The sequence below is a fragment of the Pseudomonas sp. JQ36 genome (genome assembly GCF_053851495.1).
The window spans coordinates 5,055,798-5,074,081 of sequence record NZ_CM132642.1 but is presented as its reverse complement, the minus strand read 5'-3'; the positions used below and the strand labels follow the sequence as shown (position 1 = coordinate 5,074,081).

Sequence of the window (18,284 nt, the reverse complement as noted above, 5' to 3'; positions counted from 1 at the left end):
CGAAAGTAACTTTTATCGATGTGTTTAGATTTTTTACGAATATATGTTTTCGTAGATTGTCGCAAAGCCACGGCCTGCAAGGCCTGGCGCCGAGGGCTGAATTTACAATGCTTTTCAAGCATGAAAAATATTCGGCGAAGGCATGCGAAACCCGCTCATTTCGCGCTTCTTCAGCGGTTTTGCCGGATGAATTCCAGGCCATTCAACCCGGTGTTGCCCATCATGTCCGCCGCGCTGCCCAGTGCCCGCAAGCGTGTGTAGGCCTGATCGGGCGAGAACATCACCCAGGCTTGCGCCGTGCCATCGGCCGTCAGCGTATTGAAAGAGATAGCGACCGGGCCTGTTGAAAAGCCATGCCTGAAATGAAAATTGCCAAATGCGATCGGGTAATCGGTGCCGGACACGGACAACGTGCCGGTGAAACTGCCGGTGCGGTCATCGCCCTCGGTCAGGGTCAAGGTTGTATCTGAAGGTTCATGACGATAAACGCCATTGATCGTGGACATGTGCAGCATCCTTGCTGGGTGTTTTGAAGGAGAAACCTGGCGCGGGCTGCGCCTCATGTATGGCGAACGAAGTCGCCCGGCAGGCTGCTGACCACGCCGTCATAGGTAACGCGCACGCAGTGCCCCTGCAGTTCATGAGTGCCGCGACTTGGCGAGAACAGGGTCAGGGCGAAATAACCGTGATCCTGGTTATTGGCAATCAGCGTGACCACGGTTGGCGGCTGGTAGCCGTTGAGGCTGGCGTAACGGCCATTGACGATGCCGTAGCTGATGCCTTGGTGATGCAACGTGCCGGCGAAGACCCCGGTGCGGTCATCGGAATCGACAATGGTCAGAGAGGGCCCATCGAGGGTGTTGGAATAAAGCGCGTTTTGCATGTAAGCGTCCTGCTCGAATGATTAAGTCACCGCGAGCTTAGAATCAGACGCCAGCAAACGCTGTCATCCACAGGAAGCACAACCAACATGAAAACGACTTATTTCATGTAAGAAAAAAGCCGCCAGGCTTCATTAGCAGGGCGGCTTTTTTGTGACACACAATTACTGTTTAACAAACTCTCCAGCCAGGTTAACAACATCACCATCAAAGTTGGTGCGCGAACCCGCAGCACGAACTTTTGAATAGTTGTGATCCGGCGAGAACAATGTCCAGGCCTGATAGCCTGTACCGTCATTCAACGCCGAGATCGTGATGATCGTCGGCTGCCCGGTACTGTTCTGGAAATGGTAATGCCCGTAAGCGATGTCGTAGTTCACGCCGTTCTGGTTCAACTTGCCGCTGAAACTGCCGTTGGAGTCGTTGCCATCGGTAATCGTCAGTTTGGCGCCAGCGTTAGCGTTTACATAAATTCCATTAATGCTCGACATAACGTGATTTCCTTTATCGTTGGATAAGTGTCTTCCACTGAGAGCAAGTTTCCTCCTGGAAACTCACGACACTCAGGATGGTTGGCCATTCACTTATTGTCCACGCGACTTTTCAACGAAATTGCAATAAGCACTATTCAAACCACACATAACTTATCGCCATTCCTTCGAGCATTAATTCCGTTTCAACTAACGACTGGCGCTGGTCTGCTGCACCGCCGATTTCGGGGCAATCACTGCAGTTTCGGAGCGTGGCGTACCCTTCGGCACCCAGTCGTAATTCACGGGCAACGCCCGATAGACCCAATTGCTGATCGCGTCGCTGCCCGGTGCTTTACCCAGATAAGGGCTGACGTATTCCCAGACGTTTTCGCCACTGGCCGTGACCTGGAAAAACCGCCCGTTCATGCCTTCGTCGATCAGCGTATTGCCGTTGGGCAAACGTCGCGCGCTGCTGATGAACGAGCTATAGAACGCCCACCCCGGCTGCTTCGAATTCGCCGCGCTGTACTGCCAGACGATTTCATTTTTCTGCGGGTCGATTTCCAGCACTCGCGAGCCGGAAATAAGCCCGAGGGTGACGTTCGGGTACCCCGCCGAACCCTGGTTGTCGAACACCAGCAGGTTGCCCGCGCCGGGCAGCCCGGCAGGGATGATGTGCGCGTCGTGCTGGCCGACAAATTGATCAACCGGACGCGGCAGTTTCTGCGCGGTTTTCGGGTTGATCAGCGGCAAGTTCGGGCCGAGGCGCCAGACCACTTTGCCGCTGTGTTTGTCGATGATTGCGATGAAGTTGGCGTTGCGCGAATCGAGCAACAGGTTGTCCGGATTGAAGCGTTTGTCCCCGGCATCGAACCACTTGTTCGGCCCGACCACGCTGAGGTTGTTGATGTGCAGGTAATCCGGGTTGTCGCTGGCGCGTACCAGTTTCAGTTGCTCCGGGGTGAAGCCGAATTCGTTGAGGTGTTCCGAGGCCAGCCACTGCCATTTCACCTGTCCGTCGGGGCTGACTTCGTAGATCGCATCGTCAATCACCTCGGGCACTTTGAAGCCTTTGACCTTGTGCACCTTGTTCGCCAGCACCACGGTGTTGCCGTTGCTCAGGCGCCGCTGATCATGGTGTTGCTGCGCTGCGCCACCGGGCGCCTTGTCGCCCCACTGCCAGATAACCTTGCCGTTCCAGTCCAGCTCGCCGACGCTTTGATTGCCGAGGCCGTTGCCGGCGGAGCCGAGCTTGCCCGGATCCTTGTCACTCAGTTGCAACAGCACATGCCCGCGCTCGCCGCCGACCAGTTGCGGGTCGATGATCGCTGATGGGAAGCCCGCGTGCGGCCAGGTCTTCACCTCATTGCCGTTCATGTCGATCAGGTGCGTTTGCTTGTCGGCGCCACTGAAAATCACGTATTGGTTGAACGCCTTGTCCGGGTCGTAACGGGTGACGCCGGTCGGGTACACGCTGGGGGCGGCGAACGCCCCGCTGCTTGAGACTGCGCCGGATAACAACAGGGCTAAAGCGGTTTTGCCTGGCAACATGATGCAGCTCCTTGAATGACAGATCAGAAGTCGTAGCGACCGGTAACGCCGAGGGTGCGCGGCGTGCCGAGCAGGCCTTCATAACCGCCGTTGCCGCCGGTCCACAGGGTCGTGTAGTAAGTCTTGTCGAAGGCGTTTTTCAGCCACAGCGAAACGTCCCACTGGCCCTGATTGAAATCGCCGCGCAGACCGGTGGACAGGTTGACCACCGCGTAGCTCGGGATCTGCCCGTAGTCGGAATCTTCGACCGTGCCCACCGCTTTGGAGCGGAACGCATAGCTGGCGGTGACGTAGGGTTCGAAGCCGTTGGCCAGATTCCATTTATATTCGCCGTTGGCATTGCCGATCCATTTCGACGCGCCGACCACTTGATGGCCGCTGAGGTCGCAGGAGGCCGGCGCGCCTGGTGCCTGGCTGACCTCCGGCGGGCACGGTGCATCTTTGTACGAGAGGTAGCTGACGTCGTTGTACGAGCCGTTGAAGTTCAGGGTTAGGCCGCGCAGCGGGACCACCGTGCTTTCAAACTCGACGCCGCGCGAGCGCACCGAACCGGCGTTGGTCAGGTACTGCACGCGGTTGACGTCGTCGTAGGCGTTGGTCTGGTAGGCGTTGACCTGAGTCCAGAAAACGTTGGCGTTGAGTTGCAGACGCCGATCCCACAGGGTGCTTTTGAAACCGAGTTCGGCGTTGTTGGCGCGCTCGGTGCCGATCAGCAGCGAGTCAGCGCCAGCGGTTGGAGCAGACCCCACCGCAAGGTTCACCCCACCGGATTTTTCCCCGTGAGACAGCGTGGCATAGCCGAGCAGATCATCGGTGATGCGATAGCTGAGGTTGAGCAACCCGGACGGGCTGGAACTGTACTGATTGAGATCGCCGGAATCGTAGGCGCCAGTGCGTCCGCGGCGTGCCGTGGCCGATGCACCGGTGACAGTGGCGCCACCGACCGGCGCATCGCGGGTGACCCAGGCGTTCTTCTCTTCATAGGTACCACGCACCCCGGCGGTGAAATCCAGGCGTTCGGTAAGGTGCCAGGTGCCTTGGGCGAACAGGGCGAAGCTGGCGGTCTTGATGTGGCCGTTGCCGACGCTGCCGACGTTGGCCAGCGCACCGCGTGGCGTGCCGTTCCAGATGTCGGCCTGCGGGCCGTAATAGGCGAAGGATTTGTTGTCCAGATCCGAGCCGAAGTAGTACGCGCCCACCACGTAATCGAAGAACTCGCCCTTGGGCGAGGCCAGGCGAAATTCCTGCGAGTACTGTTTGTCTTCGACCGAAACCCCGGCGTTGTAAGTCGCCGCGACGTTGAGACCATCGTCGTTGGCCGGAGTGAAATTCCAGAAGCGATACGAGCTGATCGAGGTCAGGGTGAAATCGCTCGGCAACGTCCAGTTGGCCTCCACCGACGTACCGCCCTGATGCACGGTGACGTGCTGGTCGTTGTCCAGATTGACCTTGCGGTGCGAGCCGTTTACCAGCGTCGCACCGGCGGCATTGGCCCGCGATTGGTAGAGATTGACGCCGTTGATGGTCGGCCCGGTGTTGTACAGCACGCGGGTGCCGGCGCTGGAATCCTCTTCGTTGTAATCGCCGATCCAGCGCAGGTTGAAGTCTTCGTTGGGCTTGAACAGCAACTGCGCACGGAAGCCATCGCGTGAGCCACCGTTCAGGTCATGGCCGTTGTATTCGTTCTTGATGTCGCCGTCGCTGCGGGTGCGATAGGCCGAGAAACGTCCGGCCAGTTGATCGTTGAGCGGCCCGGAAATCGTGCCCTTGGTCTGGAAGTAGCCGTCCTCGCCGAACGAGGTTTCGATGCTGCGCTCTGGGGTGAAGGTCGGCGCGCGGGTGCTGATGTTGATCACCCCGGCGGTGGTGTTCTTGCCGAACAGCGTGCCTTGCGGCCCGCGCAGGACTTCGAGCTGTTCGATGTCCATCAGGTCGAACACCGCCATCCCCGGACGGCCCAGATACACGTTGTCGATGTACAGACCGACACTGCCTTCGAGACCGTCGCTGGCCGGGTTGTTGCCCAGACCGCGAATCGACACGCTGGACTGACGCGCATGCATGTAGGCGACGTTGACGCTGGGCACCAGTTGCTGCAAATCCTGAATCCGGTAGACCCGCTGCGTCTCCAGATTCTGCCCGCTGACCACGCTCATCGGCGTCGGCACGTCTTGCGAACTTTCTTCGCGCCGGCGCGTGGTGACGGTCACGGTTTCCAGCTGCGAGCTGTTGGCCGTCGGTTTGCCGGCCGGCGCCGGTGGCGGTGCTTCGGCCTCGGCGGCGTAGCTGTGAGTCCAGCTGGCGCTCCCCGCCAGCAACAGGGCCAGAGGCAGGCGTTTGAGCCGTCGTGGCGTTAAGGGTGACGCAAGGTTCAACGGACTCATGGCGCGGCTCCTGGTCAAAAAACACACAGACATCTTCAGCGCTGCATATTCTTTTCAGTTATTTATTTATGGATTTACAAATATTTACTGCATAAGAGATTGCCTTTATAAGGAGTCGACCTAATGCATATCCAATGCATTTCCCGGATATTTTTTATGTGAAAAATGCATATCGACTTGCGCCAACTTCGTCACTTCATCGCCCTCGCCGAACAACGCAGCTTCGTCGCCGGCGCGCAGGCGGTGAACCTGTCGCAGTCGGCGTTCAGCCGCAGCATTCAGGCGCTGGAACACAGCGTTGGCTGTCAGTTGGTCGATCGCGGGCGTAAGGATCTGCCGCCGACCAAGCAGGGTCAGGTGCTGCTCGAACATGCACGGCGACTGGTCAGCGGCGCGCAGCAGATGGCCAACGAGATCAGTCAGTTCAATGGTCTGGAAGCCGGCGAGCTGCGCTTCGGTTGCGGCCCGGCGCCGGCAGCCGGATTGATCCCGCGCGCGATCGGCGCATTCATCGGCCGCTATCCGAAAGCGCGGGTGCAATTTCAGGTCAATGACTGGCAGAGCCTGAGCAAACGCCTGCTCAGCGAGGAGTTCGAGTTCTTCGTCGCCGACACCCGGCACTTCGAAGCCGATCCGGATTACCTGACGTATCGCTTGCGGCCGCGCAAATGGCATTTCTGTTGCCGTGCCGGGCATCCGTTAGCGGCACTTGAACGGGTTTCGGCCGAACAATTGATGAGCTATCCACTGGCGGTGAGCATTCGTCCGCCGAACCTGCGCAAGGTCATCATCGACCTCAGCGGCCGCCCGGACTTCACCCCCAATGTCGAATGCGAAAACAGCTCGAGCCTGCTCAGCGTGGTGCTGCGTTCGGATGCGATCGGCATTGTCGGGGCGTATTCCGATGCGTTGCATCAGGCCAAGGGTGAGCTGGTGTGTTTGCGGATCGACGGCCTGGCGGATGATCTGGAGGAACTGTACACGCGCTACGGGATTGTCAGCCGCGCGGGGTATCGGTTGTCGCCGTTGGCCGAGGCGATGATTGAGCAGATCAAGGCGATTGATGCGGTGGATGAGGAGGTGTGTTCGCTGGAGAATTTTGCAGTCTGATAAATCGATATCGCGAGCAGGCTCACTCCTACAATGGATCGCATTCCAATTGTAGGAGTGAGCCTGCTCGCGATGGCGCCAGCCCAGGCACCGATGCATCCACTGCATAAAATTCATTCCCCAAATGCACTTGCCGAACACCCCCGCCGAAAGCGAAAACCCTCGCCTGTCTTTCTGACCGGTGAATCTCATGTCCAACCCGCAAAACCCCGTGCGCAACGTGCTGTACATCATGTGCGATCAGCTGCGCCGCGATTACCTGTCCTGCTACGGCCATCCGCATCTGCACACGCCGAACATCGATCGCCTGGCCGCCGCCGGCGTGCGCTTCAGCCGCGCCTACACCCAGGGCACGATTTGCGGGCCGTCGCGGATGTCGGCCTACACCGGGCGCTACGTCAGCAGCCATCAGGTCGCGTGGAACGCTGTGCCGTTGCCGCTGGAAGAACTGACGATCGGCGATTACCTGCGCCCCCACGGCATCCGCACCGCGCTGGTCGGCAAGACCCACGCCACGGCCAATGTCGATGCCCTGCAGCGTCTAGCGATCAACCCGGACAGCGCGCAGGCCGAGGTGCTCAACGAGGTCGGCTTCGAACCCTATTTTCGCCACGACGGGATCTTCCCCGACGACCCACTGTTCGACGACAAACGCGAATCCGCGCCCTACACCCATTACCTGCGCGAGCAGGGCTTCGCCGGGCGCAACCCCTGGCACGACTGGGCCAACGCCGCCGAAGGCGAGAACGGCGAAATCCTCAGCGGCTGGCGGATGCGTCATGCGCATTTGCCAGCGCGAATTCCCGAGCAGTTCTCAGAGACTGTCTACACTACAAATCGAGCCATCGACTTCATCACCGAGCAAGGTGAGAAATCCTGGTGTTTACACCTTTCCTACATCAAACCGCACTGGCCCTACATCGTACCGGCGCCATACCACGCCTTGTACAGTACGAAATCGATTCTCGAACCGGTCCGCGCGACGCCCTCCGAAGCCAGCAAACACCCCGTATACACGGCTTTTCGCCAGCATGAGGAAAGCCTCAACTTCTCCCGTGACTCAGTACGATTGAATGTAATCCCCACCTACATGGGCCTGATCAAGCAAGTGGATGATCAGCTCGGGCGGCTGTTCGATTTTCTGCAGAGCAACGGACGTTGGGATGACACGTTGATCGTGTTCACCAGCGATCACGGCGACTTTCTCGGCGATCACTGGCTGGGCGAGAAGGAGTTTTTGCTGGAACAGGCAGTGGGCGTGCCCCTGATCGTGCGCGACCCGCGCGATGCGGCGGACATCACTCGGGGCACGGTGGATGAGCGGCTGGCAGAAACCATTGATGCGTTGCCGACGTTTCTCCATGCGCTGGGCCTGCCGAGCGCCGAGCATCGGTTGGAAGGACGCTCGCTGATCCCGCTTCTACACGGAGAAAATCCCGACTGGCGTCGCTACGCGATCAGCGAATACGACTACGCCTTCCAGGCCCCGGCACGCGAGCGACTTGGCCAGCCGATCGACCGTTGCCGCATGACCATGGTGCGCAGCGAGCGCTGGAAATACCTGGCGTACGACGGCTTCCGGCCGCAGTTGTTTGACCTGTTGAATGACCCGCAGGAGCTGCGCGATTTGGGTGAGGATCCGGCGTACGCGGCGGTGCGCGAGGAGCATGCGGGGTATCTGTTCGAGTGGGTGCGCGGGTTGAAGCGGCGGACCACGATCAGTCATCAGGAGATCGATTTGCGCGGGCAGCGATTTCGCTATGGCGAGCCGGAGACCGAGAAAGTCGTGCAGATCGGTGTGTGGTGAATCAAAAGCTTCGCGAGCAAGCCCGCTCCCACAGGGCCATATGTTGTTCACATCCATTGTGCTCAACACACCTCCACTGTGGGAGCGGGCTTGCTCGCGAAGAGGCCCGATCAGACGCCAACGAGCTCGGCACCTTTAATGGTCTGACTACGCTGCCCCGAAGCCCCGACCGGCACCTCACCCTTGAGCGTCACCCGCCGCACGATGCGATCCTGAGTTCCATAATCATCAATCGCATAATGCTGGGTCGAACGGTTATCCCAGATCGCCACATCACCCGCCTTCCAGCGCCAGCGTACGGTGTTTTCCTGACGGATCACATGGCTCTGCAACAGGCCGAACAGGTGCGCCGAATCGGCTTGCGAATAACCCTTGATGCGTTTGACGAAGTGCCCCAGCAACAAGCTCTTCTCGCCGCTGATCGGGTGCACACGCACCACCGGGTGCTCGGTCTCATAGACGGTAGAAGTGAAGACTTTGCGATAGCGCTCAAGCTTCTCCGCCGAGACGTCTGGCTTGGCTCCGGCGTAGTCGTATTCGTTGCTGTGCACGGCGACCAGTTTGTCCGCCAGTTCACGCAGCTCGCTCGGCAGTTCGTTGTAGGCAGTCGCGGTGTTGGCCCACAGGGTGTCACCACCGAAGGCCGGGGCCACCACCGAGCGCAGGATCGAGGCTTTCGGGTAGGCCTCGACGAAGGTCACGTCGGTGTGCCAGGAGTTGGCGCGCTGTCCCTCGGCGCCGTCCAGTTCCAGCAGATACCGCGTGCCCTCACGTACCGGTACGGTCGGATGCGCCACCGGCTCGCCAAGCAGATGGGCGAAGGCTTCCTGGCGCTGATCGTCGAGCTGAGTCTGCTCGCGGAAGAACACCACCTTGTACTGGATCAGCGCCTGCTGAATGGCTTCGACGGTAGCGGCGTCCAGTTCTCCGGACAGGTGCACGCCACGGATCTCGGCGCCGATACGGCCGGCCACCGGATGGATTTCCAGCGCGTGGACAGCGGGTTTTACAGCGAGTGCGGCATTGCTCATGGGTAGACCCTCATCGACTGCTTGCGGTTAGGCGGCAGCGAAACATCGCTCTATCTATATTCCATTTAAATCTAATAGATATTCTCATGCTTCGTTGACGGAATAAGAGCTTGCATTTAAAACCTCAAGCAACCCTCGTCGCAAATGCCTTCGAGCTATTTTTAGGATGCCGGAAAAGCATATGGATCTTCGCCAGTTGCGCTACTTCATCGCCCTCAACGAACACCGCAGTTTTGTCCGTGCGGCGGACGCGATGGGCATCACTCAACCGGCATTCAGCCGCAGCATTCAAGGGCTGGAGCAGGAGTTCGGCTGCGTGCTGGTGGATCGCGGCAACAAGGATCTGCGCCCGACGCCCGAAGGCCAGGTGGTACTGCAACACGCCCTGACCCTGGTGCAAGGCGCGGCGCTGCTCAGCGCGGAAGTGACGCAGATGACCAAGCTTGATGCCGGTGAACTGCACTTCGGCTGCGGCCCGGCCCCGGCGGTGAAACTGGTGCCGGATGCGGTGGCGCAATTCATCAACGCGCACCCGAAAGTGCGCACCTGTTTTCAAGTGGATAACTGGGAAAAACTCAGCCGTGCGCTGAGCCGCGAAGAAATCGAATTCTTCATTGCCGACATCCGTCATTTTGAGGCCGACCCGAATTTTCAGACCCAGGCCCTGACACCCAAGCGCGGGGTGTTCTTCTGCCGGCCCGGGCACCCGCTGCTGGCCAAGGAAAGCCTGTCGACCAACGACATGTTCGACTACCCGCTGGCGACCACGCTGATTCCGCCGGAGATTCGCAAACTGCTGGCGAACCTCAGCGGCCGGATCGACTTTTCGCCGACCATCGAGACCGAGCACTTCCCGGCGCTGGTGAAAGTGGTGCTGCAATCGAATGCCATCGGCATCGGTACGGAAGAAGCATTTTACGAGGACATTGCCCAAGGTTCACTGGCGCTGCTGCACTGGCGCAACCTGCCGCAGAATCTGGAGAGCATGAACGCGCGCTGCGGGATTGTCAGTCGCACAGGATTTCGCTTGTCGCCGGCAGCGAGAGCGATGATCGAGACGCTGGTGGCGGTGGATAAACAGGAGGTCAGCGTCGCGGTTTGAGGACGCCTTCGCGAGCAAGCCCGCTCCCACGGGGGATCGTTGTGAATACAAAATCTGTGTTCACTGAAGATCCCTGTGGGAGCGGGCTTGCTCGCGAAGAGGCCCGTCCAGACACTGGAGATTCAGAGCTTGGCCGCCGCCAGTTCAGGCGCCACCCAATCGCTGACCTTGAACGGCTTGCGAATCAGCTTCTGCTGCGCCGCCAGATCCACCGAGTCCTGTAACTTGCCGAGGAACACCGGGTCCAGCGTCGACGGGAACACCTCGCTGAGTTTCTGATCCGCCAGATCCTGGGTCAGGATCACCGGTGGATAACTCGCCAGCCCCGACACCAGTTGCACATAAGCGTCCTTGTTGCTGTCCTGGGTCAGCCACTCCACCGCCTGCTGCTGCGCCTTGAGCAGTTTGGCCACGATCTCCGGGTGCCCGTCGACAAACTTGCCGGTGCCGACCAGCACCGACTGCACACTACCGGCACCACCCAGATCCTTGGTGTTCAGCGGCAACTCAGCCAGCCCCTTGGCTTGCAGCGCCGTCAGCCCTGAGCTGCCCCACGAGGCGTCGATCTGTTTCGCCGCCAATGCCGCAACCGCCCCGCTGAAGTCGAGATTGATCACTTTCAGATCCTTCTCGCTCAAGCCCTGACTGGCTAACGCCGCATCAAACGACAACTGCGTGGCGGTGCCACGGAAGATCGCCACGCGCTTGCCTTTCAGATCCTGCAGGGTCTTGATCCCCGACCCCGGCACCACGCCCAGATATTGTTTCACCCCACGCGCACTGGCGCTGAGTAGCCGCGTGTCGAGGCCATTGGACTTGCCGATGATCGCCGCCAGGTCGCCCAGATACGCCAGATCGACCTGACCGTTGGCAAACGCCTCGTTGATCACCGGCCCGGCGCCCTTGAAGAAGCTCCACTGAATCTTGATGCCCTGATCGGCGAAGGCTTTTTCGAAGATCTGCTGATCACGCAGCACGTCCACCACACCGCCGCCGCTGTGCTGGGTGCCGGCGCTCAGGTCAGGCACGGCAATCCTGATTTCCTTGAGCTCGTCGGCCTGTGCGGTAAACGCCAGCAGGCCCGCCAGTGCCGGAATGGCAAACAGACTGAAGACTCGTTTGAAGGGAAGGTTCATGGGTGCGGCTCCTAGATCACGACAGGCGTTGAGGAGCCGAAAGTAGGCCGAAGCATGACCTTCGCTTAAATACTATAAATGCACATTTTTATAGCCTTTAGCGCTAAGCGTGAAATCACGCGGGCTGCAGCGGCGTATGCATTAACAGCATCGAAAATATTCTTCGAATGCATTGGATGCGCGTCGGGCTGCAGGCCTTAAATGGTCTGGCTTATCTCTCAATAGAATTGATTTGAATTTTTATAGATCTATTTTGCATACACGCTAGCCACTTGTGGGAGCGGGCTTGCTCGCGAAGAAGCCGCGTCATTCACCATCACCGGTGCCTGACACTCCGTCTTCGTGAGCAAGCCCACTCCCACACAGGCACAGCGGTTCGCCATGCAACCCGACAACGGAGGTCACCCATGGCCCGTGATTCCCTGCTCAGCCTGCCGCTGCCCGCGCCACCTCTGAAAAGCCGGCGCGCGTGGCCGAGCCTCAACCAACGTCTGTTGCCATGGCTGTTGCCGATCAGCCTGTTCGCTCTGTGGTGGCTGGCCGCACGCAATCAATGGATGAGCGAGCAGATCCTGCCGGCGCCATCGCTGGTGTGGAACAGCGCCATCGAGCTGTCCCAAGGCGAGTTGTGGAGTCATTTGTGGATCAGCCTGCAACGTCTGCTCTGGGGCTTGCTGGCAGGGATCTCAGCCGGTGCGCTGCTGGGTGCCGCGCTGGGCTTCAGCCGTCGCCTCGAACGCCTGGTCTTCCCGACGTTCGCCGGTCTGGCACAGGTACCGACGCTGGCGTGGATTCCGCTGTTCATGGTGTTTTTCAGCATCGGCGAAGTGCTGAAACTGGTGGTGCTGATCAAGGCCATCGTGGTGCCGGTCACCCTGCACACCCTGGTCGGCGTTCGTGATGCGCAACCGAAACTGCGCGAAGCCGCCGCCGTACTGCGCCTGCCGTCGTACTTGCTGATCCGGCGTCTGGTGTTGCCTGCCGCACTGCCGGCATTCATGGCCGGCGTGCGTCTGGCCCTGGCCGCCGGCTGGACTTCATTGCTGGCGGTGGAGCTGCTGGCCTCCAGCGAAGGCATCGGTTACCTGATGGTCTGGGCACGGCAACTATTCATGCTCGACATCGTGTTCGTGTGCATCGTGGTCATCGGTGTGCTGGGTGTAGCGATGGATCGCGGCATCGGTTTTCTCGACCGCAAACTGGTGCACTGGCCGCACCCGGCCACTGCGGAAATTCGCCGAGGCCCACGTTATCAAGGCTGGCAACGGCTGCAACCGTGGCTGTTGCCGCTGAGCCTGATCGGCGTCTGGCAAGTGGCGAGCGATCAGCAGTGGGTCGATGCGAACATTCTGGTCAGCCCGCTGGCGGTACTGGAAACGACCAGAAACGGTCTGCTCGACGGCACGCTGATCAGCGGCATGGCCTTGAGCCTCGGTCGTACCCTTGGCGGGTTGCTGCTCGGCGGCGGACTCGGTTTCGCCCTCGGCCTGCTGCTGGGGCTGTCGCGCACCAGCGAACGACTGCTCGGCCCGACCCTCGCCGCCATTCGCCAGATTGCGATTTTCGCCTGGGTGCCGCTGCTCACCGCGTGGTTCGGTTTGGGTGAATTGGCGAAGTGGGTGTTCGTCGCCCTCGCCGCATTTTTCCCGCTGTTCATCACCACCCAGCGCAGCGTCGCCAACCTCTCGCCACAACTCAACGAAGCCGCGCAGGTGCTGCGTCTGAGCCTCGGTCAGCGCCTGCGTCGTCTGGTGCTGCCGGGTGCGGCGCCGGGGATTTTCGCCGGGCTGCGTCTGAGCCTGATCTACGCCTGGCTCGGCACCATCGGCGCCGAATACTTCATGCCATCCAACGGCGGCATCGGCAGCCAGATGATCGGCGCCCAACAACTGCTGCGCATGGACCTGATCATGGCCGCGATGCTGCTGGTCGGCCTCACCGGCGCCCTGCTCAACCTCATCGGCCAACGCCTGGAAATTCGCGCCACTCGCTGGAGACACGCATGAACGCACCGATTGTCAGCTTCACCCACGTAGGCAAATCCTTCGACGTCGACGGTTTCGAACTGGAGGCGATTCGCGAATTCAACCTCGACATCGCCGAGGGCGAATTTGTCGCCATCGTCGGGTCCAGCGGTTGCGGCAAATCCACCTTGCTGCGTTTGCTGGTGGGTCTGGATACGCAGTTTCGCGGGCAGATCAGCGTCGATGGCAAAGCCGTCAGCGGCATCGGCGGCGAGCGCGGCATCGTGTTTCAGGAGCACCGTCTGTTCCCGTGGCTGACGGTGGCCGACAACATCGGTCTGGGCCTGGTCAACGAGCCGCTGAGCACCGCCGAAAAGCAGCAACGCATCAACGATTTCATCGATCTGGTCGGCCTGCGCGATTTCACCCGCGCCTATCCGCACCAGCTCTCCGGCGGCATGGCCCAGCGCGTGGCGATTGCTCGCGGGCTCGTCGCCAGCCCACGGATTCTGCTGCTCGACGAACCCTTCGGCGCACTCGATGCGCTGACCCGCCAGCAGATGCAGGACGAGCTACTGGCGATCCGCGACCGGGCAAAAATCACCACGATCCTCGTCACCCACGACGTCGAAGAAGCGATCTTTCTCGCCGACCGCGTGGTGGTGATGGAGCCGCGTCCGGGACGGATCAAGCAAGTGGTCGACATCGCCTTGCCGCACCCACGTCAGCGCAGCAGTTTCGACTTCCATCAGTTGCGTGAAGAGCTGTTGCACGAACTGACCAGTGACGACCATTACCAACCGAGCCTGCCGGTCCAGATCCGCGATCTGCCGCTGTCGTTCATTGCCTGCTGAGAGGAGCTTTTCGATGCCGCAACGCCCCAATTTTCTGGTGATTCTGGCCGACGATCTCGGCTTCTCCGACATCGGCGCTTTCGGTGGCGAAATCGCCACGCCGAACCTCGATGCCCTGGCCAACAACGGCCTGCGCCTGACCGATTTCCACACCGCACCGACCTGCTCGCCAACCCGCTCGATGCTGCTGACCGGCACCGACCACCACATCGCCGGCATCGGCACCATGGCCGAAGCGCTGACACCGGAGCTGATCGGCAAACCGGGTTACGAGGGCTATCTCAACGACCGCGTCGTCGCCCTGCCGGAGCTGCTGCGCGAGGCCGGTTATCAGACGTTGATGAGCGGCAAATGGCACCTCGGCCTCACCGCTGAACTGGCGCCACAGGCCCGCGGTTTCGAGCGTTCGTTCTCGCTGCTGCCGGGTGCGGCCAACCACTATGGCTTCGAGCCGACTTACGACGAACAGACCCCTGGCCTGCTGAAATCGACGCCAGCGCTGTATATCGAAGACGACACCTTTGTCGACGAGTTACCCAAGGATTTCTACTCGTCGGACGCCTTCGGCGACAAGCTGCTGCAATACCTCAAGGAGCGCGATCAGAGCCGGCCATTCTTCGCTTATCTGCCATTCTCCGCACCGCACTGGCCGTTGCAGGCACCGGCCGACATCGTCGAAAAATACCGTGGTCGCTACGACGCCGGTCCCGAAGTCTTGCGTCTGGAACGCCTGGAAAAACTCAAGGCGCTGGGGCTGATCGAGCCGGATGTCGAGCCGCATCCGCTGATTCAACTGAACACGCAATGGGCGGCGCTGAGCGATGAGCAACGGCAGATTTCCGCGCGGGCCATGGAGGTCTACGCGGCCATGGTCGAGCGTATGGACTGGAACATCGGCCGGGTGGTCGATTACCTGCGCCAGCAGGGCCAACTCGATAACACTTTCATCCTGTTCATGTCCGACAACGGTGCCGAGGGCGCGCTGCTGGAAGCGTTCCCCAAGTTCGGCCCGGAACTGCTGACTTACCTCAATCAGCATTACGACAACAGCCTCGACAACATCGGCCGCGCCAATTCCTACGTCTGGTACGGGCCGAGCTGGGCGCAGGTGGCGACCGCGCCGTCACGGCTGTTCAAAGCCTTCACCACCGAGGGCGGGATCCGCGTACCGGCGCTGCTGCACTATCCGCAATTGCCAATCAAAGGGCAGATCAGCCACGGCTTCGGCACGGTGATGGACATCACCCCGACGATTCTCGATCTGGCCGGCGTGCGCCATCCGGGCAAGCAATGGCACGGCAAACCGGTGGCGCCGCTGCGCGGTAAATCATGGCTGGGCTTTTTGTCCGGCGAGACGGCGCAGGTGCATGACGAGCACACCGTGACTGGCTGGGAGTTGTTTGGGCGGCGGGCAATTCGTCAGGGCTCGTGGAAAGCGGTGTGGATCCCCGGGCCGGTGGGGCCGGCGACCTGGCAGCTTTATGACTTGAGCAGCGATCCGGGGGAGATTCATGATCTGGCGTTGAGTCAGCCGGACAAGCTCAGCACCTTGATCGGGCATTGGCAGAAATATGTGGAGGAGACCGGGGTGATTTTGAGTGCTTCGCCGTTTCAGCCGGATTGAGGTTGCCTGATCCGACGCCTTCGCGAGCAAGCCCGCTCCCACAGTTGAAATGCGTTCCCCTGTGGGAGCGGGCTTGCTCGCGAAGCGGCCTGGGAACTCACCTGTCAAACCCGAGCCGTACGCGCCTCCTCCGCTACCAGCTCATCCCGACGAACAAACCGGTTAGCCCGCCCAAACGTGCCGAAATCATTGAACCGCACGCCCATCTCGCGCATCACCTTGTGCGCCACCGGCACGGTCATCTGCCGGATGTAGAACGGCTCCTTCACCACAAAATGGTGAATCCCGTGGCTGCTGCCGAAGTTGAAGCAGAACGCCTGCAGCGGCCACAACCACCAAGGGTTCAACACCTGGCATTGCTGCAGCACATTGCCCGCCTCGATGTCGCCGTAGTAATGCATGTTCGAGCTGATGAAGTGCAGGCAAAAGGTGCGCAGCACGTTCGGGCCGATGATCACCACCGCCGCGATGTCGATCACCTGCATCACCGACAGCGTGGTCGCCGACCATTCAATCGGCGAACCCATGAGGTAGGCAATGCCATTCGCCGCATGGAAGCCGAGAAACACGTACCACGCCCCCCAATGCACCAGCGCCAGTGGCGCATAGACCTTCAGCGTGCGTTTGATGATGTTGATTTTGTGCGCCCAGGTCTTGGCCCGCAGCATGCGGATGAACGCCGACATCACGTTGTCGCCGACCATCAGCAAACGCGCAAAACCCCAAGGCTCGCCGTTGGTGATCGCCCGCTCTTCCAGGTCGGTTTCGGTGCCGGAGACTTTATGGTGATTGAGGTGCAGATGACGACGGATCCACGGATTGATCGTGCTCGGCCGCGCCAGCCACACCAGGCCCATCATCAGGTTGTGCGGCAGCCGTTGTTTGCGGAAATACATGCTGTGGATCAGGTCGTGTTCCAGCTCATGGGTCAAGGAGGCGAAAAACGCATTCAGCAGCAGGCACACCCACCACGCCATATGGCCAGTGATGTACAGCGCCGCCGAGCCGATCATCCCGGCCAGGGCGAAGGCCAGAATGCCCGCGCCGAGGGCGTCCTGGTGCCGCAAAATCGGGTAGCGCTGACGCAACTCGACGCCCTTGGCCAGCACCACTTCGCGAATATGCGCTGATCGCTGGGCCGCATTGTGTCGTTGGGGACTTGCAGAAGTACCGTCCATGCTTCCATCCTCTGTTTATGGATGTTCGCATCGTGCCTCGTCAGGCCCTGTATCGCGGTAGCCGAGAACGCCAACCTGTTGACCGGAAGCGCCAATCAGCATGAAGGAACCGACCTCGCTCGCCAGCTGGACCCGTGCCTTGCGCAAGCAACTCGATGCGCTGGGGCTGGACAGTATCGGCCTGTGCCAACAGGCCGGGCTCGATCCGCAGTTGATGGACGACCCGAATGCGCGCTATCCGTTGTCCGGCACCACGCGCCTGTGGCAACTGGCGGTGCAGTTCAGCGGCGATCCGGCGATCGGTCTGCGAGTGTCGCGGTTCGTCAGCCCGACCACGTTCCATGCGCTCGGTTACGCGCTGGTGGCCAGCGGCAGCCTGCGTGAGGTGTTCGAGCGCATCGTGCGTTATCACCCGGTGGTCAGCGATGCGCTGGAACTGGAGCTGAGCCGCAGCGATGACCGCTATCTGTTTCGTCTGAAAATTCCGTCAGGCAATCCGGCGCCGGCGTTCGAAGCCATCGACGCGTTTGCCGCGATCTACGTACGCACCTGCCGTAATCGCCTCGGTCGCGACTACGCGCCGCTGGCGGTGTACCTGCGCCGCCCGGAACCGTCCGATGCGCATCAGTGGCACAAAGTGTTCCGCGCCCCGGTGCATTTTTCCTGCGCCGAAGATCGCCTGGAATTCGCCCTCGCCGACTTCGACAGCCACCTCGACGACGCCAACCCGGAACTGGCCGAACACAACGAAGCGGTGCTCAAGCGCACCCTGGCCCAGCTTCAGCCGTTGACCTGGGAGCGCAAGGTGCGCGACGCCATCGAAGAACAACTGCCCGAAGGCGAACCCAGCGCCGAGCGCATCGCCCAGGCCTTGCACCTGAGCCTGCGCAGCCTGCAACGGCATCTGGCTGATGAGGGCTGTCGCTTCGACACGCTGCTCAACGAAAGCCGCGAAAACCTCGCGCTGCTGCACCTGCGCGACCCGCAGTGTTCGTTGAGTGAAGTCAGTTATCTGCTGGGGTTTGCCGACACCAGCAGCTTCAGCCGCGCGTTCAAGCGCTGGACGGGAATGACGCCGGGGCAGTTTCGCGACGGGTTGCGCTGATCCAGAACCAGGTTGTCTGATCTGACGCCATCGCGAGCAGGCTCACTCCTACAGGGGAAACGCATTCCAAATTGTAGGAGTGAG

At 60.6% G+C, this 18,284-nt stretch carries 15 protein-coding genes; 7 read left to right on the top strand and 8 right to left on the bottom strand.

What is annotated here, in order from left to right; all coding sequences use genetic code 11:
* Positions 1-170: 170 nt before the first annotated feature.
* The 5 genes from ACS4NR_RS22885 to ACS4NR_RS22865 form a co-directional block, all read right to left on the bottom strand.
* Positions 171-506: a hypothetical protein gene (locus ACS4NR_RS22885; protein ID WP_456018413.1), complete on the bottom strand. Its 336-nt coding sequence runs from the start codon at positions 504-506 to the stop codon at positions 171-173.
* A gap of 53 nt (positions 507-559) precedes the next feature.
* Positions 560-883, bottom strand: coding sequence for a hypothetical protein (locus tag ACS4NR_RS22880; RefSeq protein WP_166496299.1), 324 nt, complete (start codon positions 881-883; stop codon positions 560-562).
* A gap of 162 nt (positions 884-1,045) precedes the next feature.
* Positions 1,046-1,372, bottom strand: a complete 327-nt coding sequence (locus ACS4NR_RS22875) for a hypothetical protein (protein WP_456018412.1) — start codon at positions 1,370-1,372, stop codon at positions 1,046-1,048.
* A gap of 189 nt (positions 1,373-1,561) precedes the next feature.
* Positions 1,562-2,905, bottom strand: a complete 1,344-nt coding sequence (locus ACS4NR_RS22870; RefSeq protein WP_456018411.1) for an aryl-sulfate sulfotransferase — start codon at positions 2,903-2,905, stop codon at positions 1,562-1,564.
* A 23-nt stretch (positions 2,906-2,928) separates the two neighbouring features.
* Entirely contained in the window at positions 2,929-5,289 is a 2,361-nt protein-coding gene (locus tag ACS4NR_RS22865; protein ID WP_456018410.1) for a TonB-dependent receptor, read from the bottom strand.
* A 165-nt stretch (positions 5,290-5,454) separates the two neighbouring features.
* Between ACS4NR_RS22865 and ACS4NR_RS22860 the strand changes: the two genes are divergently transcribed.
* Both ACS4NR_RS22860 and ACS4NR_RS22855 read left to right on the top strand, forming a co-directional pair.
* A complete protein-coding gene (locus ACS4NR_RS22860) occupies positions 5,455-6,399 on the top strand; it encodes a LysR family transcriptional regulator (protein WP_456018409.1) in 945 nt (314 codons plus the stop codon).
* A gap of 190 nt (positions 6,400-6,589) precedes the next feature.
* The gene (locus ACS4NR_RS22855; RefSeq protein WP_456018408.1) at positions 6,590-8,206 is read left to right on the top strand and encodes an alkaline phosphatase family protein; all 1,617 of its coding nucleotides are present in this window, start codon (positions 6,590-6,592) and stop codon (positions 8,204-8,206) included.
* Between the two features lie 110 nt (positions 8,207-8,316).
* Here ACS4NR_RS22855 and ACS4NR_RS22850 read toward each other — a convergent pair whose 3' ends face one another.
* Complete coding sequence (locus tag ACS4NR_RS22850) at positions 8,317-9,237, bottom strand: TauD/TfdA dioxygenase family protein (protein ID WP_095137871.1); 921 nt, start codon at positions 9,235-9,237, stop codon at positions 8,317-8,319.
* Positions 9,238-9,418: 181 nt separating this feature from the next.
* Here ACS4NR_RS22850 and ACS4NR_RS22845 point away from each other — a divergent pair, with 181 nt between their 5' ends.
* A complete protein-coding gene (locus ACS4NR_RS22845; RefSeq protein WP_456018407.1) occupies positions 9,419-10,339 on the top strand; it encodes a LysR family transcriptional regulator in 921 nt (306 codons plus the stop codon).
* A gap of 122 nt (positions 10,340-10,461) precedes the next feature.
* Here ACS4NR_RS22845 and ACS4NR_RS22840 read toward each other — a convergent pair whose 3' ends face one another.
* Entirely contained in the window at positions 10,462-11,475 is a 1,014-nt protein-coding gene (locus ACS4NR_RS22840; RefSeq protein WP_456018406.1) for an ABC transporter substrate-binding protein, read from the bottom strand.
* Positions 11,476-11,882: 407 nt separating this feature from the next.
* Between ACS4NR_RS22840 and ACS4NR_RS22835 the strand changes: the two genes are divergently transcribed.
* The 3 genes from ACS4NR_RS22835 to ACS4NR_RS22825 are packed head-to-tail and all read left to right on the top strand — an operon-like array spanning position 11,883 to position 15,917.
* Positions 11,883-13,481 carry an ABC transporter permease gene (locus tag ACS4NR_RS22835; protein ID WP_456018405.1) on the top strand — a complete coding sequence of 533 codons (1,599 nt, stop codon included), beginning with the start codon at positions 11,883-11,885 and terminating at the stop codon, positions 13,479-13,481.
* On the top strand, positions 13,478-14,293 hold the full coding sequence (locus ACS4NR_RS22830) for an ABC transporter ATP-binding protein (RefSeq protein ID WP_027611158.1): 816 nt from the start codon (positions 13,478-13,480) through the stop codon (positions 14,291-14,293). The genes ACS4NR_RS22835 and ACS4NR_RS22830 overlap by 4 nt, the downstream gene beginning before the upstream one ends.
* A 13-nt stretch (positions 14,294-14,306) precedes the next feature.
* Positions 14,307-15,917 carry an arylsulfatase gene (locus ACS4NR_RS22825; protein ID WP_456018404.1) on the top strand — a complete coding sequence of 537 codons (1,611 nt, stop codon included), beginning with the start codon at positions 14,307-14,309 and terminating at the stop codon, positions 15,915-15,917.
* Positions 15,918-16,021: 104 nt separating this feature from the next.
* On the opposite strand, the gene ACS4NR_RS22820 is transcribed toward ACS4NR_RS22825, so the two are convergent.
* A complete protein-coding gene (locus tag ACS4NR_RS22820; protein WP_456018403.1) occupies positions 16,022-17,095 on the bottom strand; it encodes a fatty acid desaturase in 1,074 nt (357 codons plus the stop codon).
* A gap of 100 nt (positions 17,096-17,195) precedes the next feature.
* Here ACS4NR_RS22820 and ACS4NR_RS22815 point away from each other — a divergent pair, with 100 nt between their 5' ends.
* Entirely contained in the window at positions 17,196-18,200 is a 1,005-nt protein-coding gene (locus ACS4NR_RS22815; RefSeq protein ID WP_222017348.1) for an AraC family transcriptional regulator, read from the top strand.
* The last annotated feature ends 84 nt before the right edge of the window (positions 18,201-18,284 follow it).